Annotated in this window: 6 protein-coding genes and 1 pseudogene; all 7 read left to right on the top strand. The window is 50.4% G+C overall.

The window, feature by feature from the left end:
- Positions 1-247: 247 nt before the first annotated feature.
- The gene (rocF, locus tag DPV68_RS09555; protein WP_114166578.1) at positions 248-1,150 is read left to right on the top strand and encodes an arginase; all 903 of its coding nucleotides are present in this window, start codon (positions 248-250) and stop codon (positions 1,148-1,150) included.
- A gap of 140 nt (positions 1,151-1,290) precedes the next feature.
- On the top strand, positions 1,291-1,866 hold the full coding sequence (gene sigW / locus DPV68_RS09550; RefSeq protein ID WP_114166576.1) for an RNA polymerase sigma factor SigW: 576 nt from the start codon (positions 1,291-1,293) through the stop codon (positions 1,864-1,866).
- Positions 1,863-2,498 (top strand): anti-sigma factor, encoded by a 636-nt coding sequence (locus tag DPV68_RS09545; RefSeq protein ID WP_114166574.1) that lies wholly within the window; start codon positions 1,863-1,865, stop codon positions 2,496-2,498. The genes sigW and DPV68_RS09545 overlap by 4 nt, the downstream gene beginning before the upstream one ends.
- Before the next feature lie 135 nt (positions 2,499-2,633).
- Positions 2,634-3,494, top strand: coding sequence for a diadenylate cyclase CdaA (gene cdaA / locus DPV68_RS09540; protein ID WP_034779763.1), 861 nt, complete (start codon positions 2,634-2,636; stop codon positions 3,492-3,494).
- Positions 3,495-4,775 (top strand): CdaR family protein, encoded by a 1,281-nt coding sequence (locus DPV68_RS09535; RefSeq protein WP_114166572.1) that lies wholly within the window; start codon positions 3,495-3,497, stop codon positions 4,773-4,775.
- A gap of 35 nt (positions 4,776-4,810) precedes the next feature.
- Complete coding sequence (glmM, locus tag DPV68_RS09530) at positions 4,811-6,169, top strand: phosphoglucosamine mutase (protein WP_114166570.1); 1,359 nt, start codon at positions 4,811-4,813, stop codon at positions 6,167-6,169.
- Between the two features lie 358 nt (positions 6,170-6,527).
- A pseudogene (locus DPV68_RS09525) lies at positions 6,528-7,095 on the top strand (glutamine--fructose-6-phosphate transaminase (isomerizing)); the annotation flags it as partial.

Here is a 7,095-nt window from a genome sequence, read left to right as displayed (position 1 = left end):
CCTTGCACGCAGGAGGTCAGCGGTTCGATCCCGCTAGGCTCCACCATTTGTTTTTTTCTTAAGTTACTTATGACTTAAGTTTTTTTTTGCCTAAATCCATGAACCATTCACTTGAGAGTACAGAGAAAGGCAGCCTGCCACCATTCAGGCTGCCTTTTTGTATGTTTATTCATCATGATGTGAAGTTGAACCACGACTTTGGTAGCATTTACAATGAAGATATTAAACGTTCAAGGGGGAAATGGGGATGAATTGGTCATATATTGAAGTACCGCTTCGCTATGGACAGGGGAAACATGGCGTAGAGCAAGGTCCATCAAAGTTACGCACACTTGGATTGGAGACATTATTACCGGCCTCAACGAAGCGACAGATGATTCGGGTGTTACCTGAATCTGAAATGATCAACAGTGAAGAGCATTTGAAACGCGTAGACGGGGTGTTATACACGGTCCAAGAACTGGCAGAAGTCGTCGATATCGAGATACAGGCGAAACGATTCCCCTTGATCGTTGGGGGCGATCACAGCATGGCAATCGGAACGCTGGCGGGTCTTGCCAAAACAGGACCGTACGGCGTCATCTGGGTCGACGCACATGCTGATTTGAATACGGGAGAAACGTCTCCATCGGGCAATATTCATGGCATGCCGCTTGCTGCGGCGATGGGAATGGGAGATATTCGCTTGACTGAAGTCGGCGGACGTGAACCCAAACTCGCGCCTGAGCACTTGGTCTATATGGCGCTTCGAGACATCGATGAAGGTGAGATTCGAGAAATCAATCGGCTTGGCATTAAAGTGATCACGGTCGAAGAAATTCGAACGCGGGGCGTCGACGTCATGATGGAAGAAGCACTCGCTTACTTGCGCGCACGTGTCAATCGCTTCTATCTCAGTTTCGACATGGACAGCTTGGATGCGAAACTTGTACCCGGTACCGGCACACCGGTCGATCAAGGTCTGACGGCCGCGGAAGGAAAAGCGATCTTGGCTGAAGCGATGAAGGCAGACGATTTGATTGCGATTGAGCTTGTAGAATTGAATCCATCGCTTGACCATAACGATACGACGGCCCAGTTGGCGTTTGAGTTGTGCGAGACGATTTTGAAATCCAAAGAAAACCTGTTATTGGAAGGTGAAACTGTCTGATGACCTTACGGTTTCCAAGTCCCTTTGCTACAATGGACTTGGGAACTTTTTTTGTTGTCACGATTTTTTTTGAAACCTACATAGAAAATGATTCGTATAGAAAGATGACCGCATAGGTTTCGGAGAGGGGAAGTGGATTGATGGAACGGCTGACCACCCGTTTAGTAGACGAATTGAGGTCGGGGAATCATGATTCGTTTGCTGAGCTGGTAGAACTGTACAAGGATGGTGTCTTTGCTGTCGCTTATAAGATATTATATGATCGTGGCGAAGCGGAAGACGCAGCCCAGGAGACGTTCATTCGGGCGTATACCCGGATTGATACGTACGATCCTCAGTACAAGTTCAAGACGTGGCTCTATCGCATTGCAACGAACGTCGCAATCGATCGTCTCAGAAAACGAAAGCCGGAGTATTCGATGGATGCCGAGATTGCGGGCACCGACGGCTTGACCTATCAGGACCATTTGGCTGATGAAGCACCCCAACCCGATGCCCAAGTCGTTCATCGCGAAATTCGAGGCGAGATGCATGACGCGATTAAGCAGTTGCCCGATAAGTATCGGATTCCGCTCCTGCTGAAGTACGTGGATGATTTATCGCTCAAAGAGATTAGCGTCATGATTGATATGCCGGTCGCTACGGTTAAAACAAGGATCTTCCGGGGAAGAGAAATGTTAAAGACAATCTTTCAAAACAGGGAGGGGTTCAATTGACTCCTGAAGAAAAAGTACAACAATATTTGGAAGATGGCATCCTGCCCGAAGAATCTGACGAACTACGTCACTTGTTGGAGGACGATGAATTATACGAAACGTATCTCCAATACGAACGAATAGATGCCGAACTGAAGGCCTTGCCTCGGCCGAAACTATCCGATGATTTTACAGCCCGTGTGATGGCGTCTCTACCGGATGCAAAAGCGCGGATGGATGTTACACCTGTGACCCGACTTGATGAAAAAGTGCGCCCTAAACGTAAACAACAATCTCAATGGATGAGATGGATTCGCAAACATCCAGGACTGATGGCAGCCGCTTTATTCTTCAGTTTGATGTCGAGCGCGACGCTCGGCCTATGGAACGAATCGACAGAGACGATGACGTACACGAAAGTGCCGGGCATCGTTGTCACGTCAAACGAGGTCGTCATCCCGGAAAGCGTTACCGTCGAGCGGGATATCACGGTCCAAGGCGGGGACCTTCGAATTGAAGGGACCGTCAATGGGAACGCGACGGCTGTAAATGGTCGGGCTTATCTGGCTAGCGCTGGAGAAGTCACGGGAGAACTTGAGCAGATCGATCGGATGTTTGAGTGGATGTGGTATTCGTTCAAACAAATCTTCTAACGGAGACGCCGGAGACGGCGTCTTTTTGTGTTCGTTTCAATCTGGTTTCGTTTTATTGTCTAGCGATGCGCGGTTTCGGAAATGTGATATAATGTAATTTGCACGAATTGGCTAGGTAGTTGAGGAGGGGAGCATTTGCCGCTACTTGAACAGGTATCATTCTTATCATTTTTTAGTCTTTCAGAGAACGTACATTGGTACGATTATTTGAATGACGTTTTAGATATTGTCGTCGTCACGTATGTCATCTATAAATTGATGATGATTGTACGTGGGACAAAAGCGGTCCAATTGATTAAAGGGATTTCCATCATCCTGGTCAGCTGGTTCCTCAGTGGGTTCTTTGGGTTGAAGACGTTACAGTTCTTATTGAATCAAATCATCACATATGGACTACTTGGGATCATTATCATCTTCCAACCAGAACTCCGAAGAGGACTCGAGCATTTAGGACGAACAAGTAATTTGTTCGGCCGAACGAGCACGAGCGATGAGGATAAGCAACGTCAAATGATCGAAGCGATCGTCAGTTCGGCGCAATACATGTCAAAACGTCGCATCGGTGCATTGATTGCGATTGAACGCGATACGGGCTTGAATGAGTACGTCGAGACCGGGATTCGCATGGATTCGCACATCACATCACAACTGATTATCAACCTGTTCATTCCGAACACCCCGCTGCATGACGGGGCGATGATTATCCAGGACGGGAAAATTGCGGCCGCGGCTTGTTATTTGCCGTTGTCCGAGAGCCCGCACATCGATAAAGCGTTAGGGACACGACACCGGGCCGCCATCGGGGTCAGTGAAGTGACCGATAGCGTGACCCTCACCGTCTCTGAAGAAACAGGCGCCGTGTCACTCGCGATTGCCGGTCGTCTGTATCGAGAGTTGGATGAGGAGGCACTTCGCAGTAAGTTGATCCAAGAACTCGTTATTGAAGAAAAAGAGACGACGCTCTCGTTCTTTAATAAAAAAGGGGGGGACAAGTAAGTGATTGATCAGTGGTTACAACATAAATGGTTTCTCCGCATCATCGCACTTGCTTTAGCCATCCTGCTTTATTTCATGGTCGCCGAGACGAGTTCGTCGACCAACTCCACGAATGCCCTCCCGATTGTCGGACAAAGTTCGATGTCGCTCGACGTACCGGTCGAAGTGTTCTTCGACGAGGTGCAGTACGTGGCATATAACGTTCCAGAAGAAATGAACGTTGAACTTCAAGGACCATCTAGCAGTTTAACGATGACGAAACTGGTGAAAGATTATCAAGTCTTCGTCGATTTGACGAATCTCGGGACCGGCTTCCACCGTGTTCCGGTCGAGGCGCGCGGCTTTGGCGGCGACGTCAACGTCAAGCTTGAACGGGATACGGTAGAGATCTACATTGACCGTAAACAGACAATCGAAGTCCCGGTCTCCGTCAACCTTTTGAATAAAGATCAGTTGCCGGAAGGGAAAGTGGTCGGTGACGCCGACATTGAACCGGCGACGGTGAAAGTCTCGGGTGGTGCGAGTCGGATTCAAAACGTCAAAGAAATCACATTGAACGTCGACGTCGCGAATCAAAGTCAAACGTTCACGCGAGAATTGAAACCGACGATTTTAGATGCGAACGGCAATCCGCTCAATGTTACCGTCGAACCGAACATTATCAGTGTGACGGTCCCCGTCTACGAACAGAGCGCCGTCTTCCCGATTGAAGCGATGACGACGGGTGAAGTGGCCGATGACTTCAGACTCGTCGACACGTTGCTAGAAGAGACGGAAGTCCGTGTCTTTGCGCCACAAGACGTGCTCGATCAAATTGACACTGTGGAAACGGAGCCAATTGATGTCGACGGCATCGACAAGACAGGCAAAGTGACCGCTAATCTCGTTTTGCCAGAAGGCGCTTCATCGCTTGCGATGAAGCAAGTAGAAGTCCAATTGCTTGTCCGGGCGGTAGATGAGACACGAGACGACACGGGCGAATTGACGGAACGGGTCCGCTTGACAGTCCCTGTCACCGTGCGAGGGTATGACCGGACTAACTTTACGCTCCAAGCTCCTGAAGTGATTGGCGTGACATTGTCCGGGAAACGGTCCTTGTTAGAAAACATCACGTCGAATAGTGTGAGTGTGACCTTGGATTTGACAGGTCTCCCGAGCGGCTTACATGGGGTCGACGTCGATTATGAAGTACCTAAAGGTGTGACCGTCGTCTCCCCGAAGACAATCGATATCGAGTTGACGAGTGTCGATGAAGAAACTGAAACGTCCTCGATTCAATGAGGCATTCAATCATATAAAAGTGAGGAAATGAATACATGGGTAAATATTTTGGAACTGACGGAGTCCGCGGTGTCGCGAACTCAGAATTGACAGCAGAATTAGCATATCGTTTAGGCCGCGCGGGCGGATACGTGTTATCAAAGCACTTGCCAGCCGGCGAACAGCCAAAAGTGTTGATCGGCCGTGACACGCGGATTTCAGGTCACATGCTTGAAGGCGCACTCATCGCTGGTCTCTTGTCGATTGGGGCCGAAGTGATGCGTCTCGGCGTCATCTCGACGCCAGGTGTCGCTTACTTGACGAAGTCGCTCGATGCGACAGCCGGTGTCATGATTTCAGCATCCCACAATCCGGTAGCGGATAACGGCATCAAGTTCTTCGGTAGCGACGGCTTCAAGCTCGATGATGCGACAGAAGCGGAAATCGAAGCGATTTTGGATGCGGCGGAAGACACGTTGCCACGTCCGGTCGGAAAAGACCTCGGTTTTGTCTCGGATTACTATGAAGGTGCTCAAAAATATCTACAAATGTTGAAGCAGACGGTCGACGAAGATTTCGAGGGGCTGCATATTGCTCTGGACTGCGCGCACGGTGCCACGAGCGGATTGGCAGCCCGTCTATTTGCTGACCTCGAAGCGAACGTCTCGACGATCGGGAACTCGCCGAACGGCTTGAACATCAACGAAGGTGTCGGTTCGACTCACCCTGAGCACTTGGCACAGTTCGTTCGTGAAAAAGGAGCGGACATGGGTCTTGCCTTTGACGGCGACGGCGACCGCTTGATTGCGGTTGATGAGAACGGTGATATCGTCGATGGCGATAAAATCATGTACATCTGCGGAAAGTACTTGAGCGAGAAAGGTCGTCTCAAAGACAACACAATCGTTGCGACGGTCATGAGTAACCTCGGTTTTCATAAAGCCGTTGAAGATGCAGGTATGATGGCGCTCCAGACGGCGGTCGGTGACCGTTATGTCGTCGAAGAGATGAAGAAACACAACTATACGCTTGGCGGCGAGCAGTCGGGTCACCTCATCTTCCTTGACCACTCGACGACGGGAGACGGTATGCTTTCGGGTGTGCAACTCGCCCAAATCGTGAAGACGACAGGCCGCAAGCTGTCAGAACTCGCGGCTGAGATGCCGGTCTATCCACAAAAACTCGTCAACATTCGTGTCACGGACAAGAATGAGGCGATGAACGGCGACCGTGTGCTCGCAACGATTCAAGAAGCGGAAGCAGAAATGAACGGCAACGGCCGCATCCTCGTCCGTGCTTCTGGTACGGAGCCGCTCGTGCGCGTCATGGCGGAAGCACCGACAGTAGAAGAATGTGACCGTTACGTCGAGCGAATTGCCCAAGTTGTCCGTGAAGATTACGGCGTTGAAGGATAATTTTGGCGAAACAGGGAATAAAACAAGGGAATCCAATTATGGGTTCCCTTTTTGTTTCCGTTTTGTCACTGTGAAATTATGTGATGTTCTTGACGAATGGGGGTGTGATTTGTACTATTAAGAGCGTGACCTTAGAAACGGAAGGACACCCAGTACGAAACAAGCGCCAGAACTCTGCGGAGTTGACGAGGTTGGAGGTTATCGAGTATTCGGCGGATGCCTCCTAGTCGCCTGTCACGACTACAAGCAAACCCTCAAAACGCCCGGGTGACCGGACGGCCAAAGGGGAGCGCGTTGACAGCTCTTAGAAAAAGCCCGTTTCCTTTTTCGAGAAATCGAATATAGAGGAGAATTTTGTATGTGTGGAATTGTAGGAATGATTGGGAACACCGGTGCGAAGGAAATCCTTCTCAAAGGTCTTGAAAAACTCGAGTACCGCGGTTACGACTCGGCAGGTCTTGCTTTGATGCATGATCACGTGAACGTGCATAAAGAAGTCGGCCGGATTGCTGCGCTACGCGAAGTCGTCCCAGCAGAAGTAGATGGATTGATCGGAATCGGCCACACACGATGGGCAACACACGGGGTGCCGAGCGTGCCGAACGCCCACCCGCACCAGAGCACGACGGGTCGTTTCACGCTCGTCCACAACGGTGTCATCGAGAACGACGAACAAATCAAGGCGACACTCGACGTGCCGTTCCTCTCGGAGACGGACACGGAAGTCATCGTCCAGTTGATGGAGAAGAACTTCGTCGAACTCGGCGACGTCGAGGCAGCGTTCCGCAAGACGTTGTCTGAGCTCCACGGCTCGTACGCGATCGCGATGATCGACTCGGAAGATAAAGAACGCCTCTATATCGGCAAGAACAAGTCACCGCTCCTCGTCGGACTCGGCGACGGCACGTTCAACGTCGTGGCGTCTG

It is taken from the genome of Exiguobacterium sp. TNDT2, assembly GCF_003331145.1.
Taxonomy (GTDB): Bacteria; Bacillota; Bacilli; order Exiguobacteriales; family Exiguobacteriaceae; genus Exiguobacterium.
The sequence above is the reverse complement of the archived record's forward strand: the minus strand, read 5'-3'. Positions and strand labels throughout refer to the sequence as shown.